This is a genomic window from Acidithiobacillus sp. TH-A36 (assembly GCF_057473445.1).
In genome coordinates this window covers 1-1,298 of the sequence record NZ_JBYCKP010000646.1, presented here as the reverse complement: position 1 = coordinate 1,298, position 1,298 = coordinate 1, and the positions used below count along the sequence as shown (strand labels likewise).

Here is a 1,298-nt window from a genome sequence, read left to right as displayed (position 1 = left end):
CGCCGACTGATCAAAGCAGGACCAAAGCCGATGCTGAATTTCAGCACCTTCACGCCCATGAATTTGGCGACCCAGAAATGTCCGGATTCATGAATCAGCACCAGAATGCCAATTGCGAGAATAAAAGCACCTATGGTTTCGAGTATGTACACAGTATCCCGAAATCAGGCCAAAGCAGATTCGGCGTAACGGCGCAGATGTTTGCCGGCTATCACTCTGGCCTGCTGATCAATCGCCAGAACGGCATCCAGTTCATCCGGTGCAGCAGGTTGCAAATCGGTCAGGGTATTTTCCACGACAGCAGCAATCCGTGCAAAAGGTAAAGCCTCGTCCAGAAAAGCCTGAACTGCTACTTCATTGGCAGCATTGAGGACGGTAGCTGCAGCACCCCCCGCTTTAAGGGCTGAAAAAGCCAAAGCCAGACAAGGAAAACGTTGCAGGTCAGGGGTTTCAAATTGCAAATCTGCGGTCTTGGCCAGATCCAGCGAGGACACCCCACTTTCGATGCGCTCCGGGTAAGCCAGGGCATGGGCAATGGGCGTACGCATGTCCGGATTGCCCAGTTGGGCCAATACCGAACCGTCTACGTATTCCACCATGGAATGAATAATACTTTGGGGATGGATGAGCACATCAATTTGTTCTGCCGGAAGATTGAACAGCCAATGGGCTTCAATCACTTCCAGGCCCTTGTTCATCATCGTCGCCGAGTCTACAGAAATTTTCCGGCCCATCACCCAGTTAGGGTGCGCACAGGCCTGATCCGGAGTCACTCCCGCGAGACGCTCCAAAGGCCAGGTCCGGAAAGGACCGCCAGAAGCCGTCAAGAGGATGCGGCGCACCCCGCGGCCATCGGCAAAGCACTGGAAAACGGCATTATGCTCACTATCAATAGGGAGCAGGGTCACCTGACACGCCCGCACCCGGTCCATAAACAGCTTGCCAGCCATCACCAGACATTCCTTGTTGGCCAGGTAAACCTTTTTGCCGGCTTCCACCGCAGCCAGAGTAGGCAAAAGGCCAGCTGCTCCAACTATTGCGGCCATTACCTCGTCAACACCGTCCATACGGGCAACGGCTGCCAATGCCTCGGGACCACTTTCCACATTTATTTGTTTGAGACCGGCATCACGTAAGAGCACCCGCAATTGTTGCGCTGCTTCGGGTGCTGCCATGACGACCTGTTCGGGTTGATGGATTGTGCAGAGTGCCAGCATCTCCGCAACACGATGATTACCCGTTAAGGCCACCACCCGGAATACATCGGAATGGCGTGAAAGCACGTCCAGGGTGCTTTT

2 protein-coding genes are annotated in these 1,298 nt (G+C 54.3%); both read right to left on the bottom strand.

All coding sequences use genetic code 11. The annotated features are described in order from the left end of the window. Positions 1–152, bottom strand: a 152-nt coding sequence (locus AC2VLY_RS16185; RefSeq protein ID WP_486922645.1) for a site-2 protease family protein, incomplete at its 3' end; no start/stop codon positions are given. A gap of 12 nt (positions 153–164) precedes the next feature. Then, positions 165–1,298, bottom strand: a 1,134-nt coding sequence (ispC, locus tag AC2VLY_RS16180; RefSeq protein ID WP_486922644.1) for a 1-deoxy-D-xylulose-5-phosphate reductoisomerase, incomplete at its 5' end; no start/stop codon positions are given.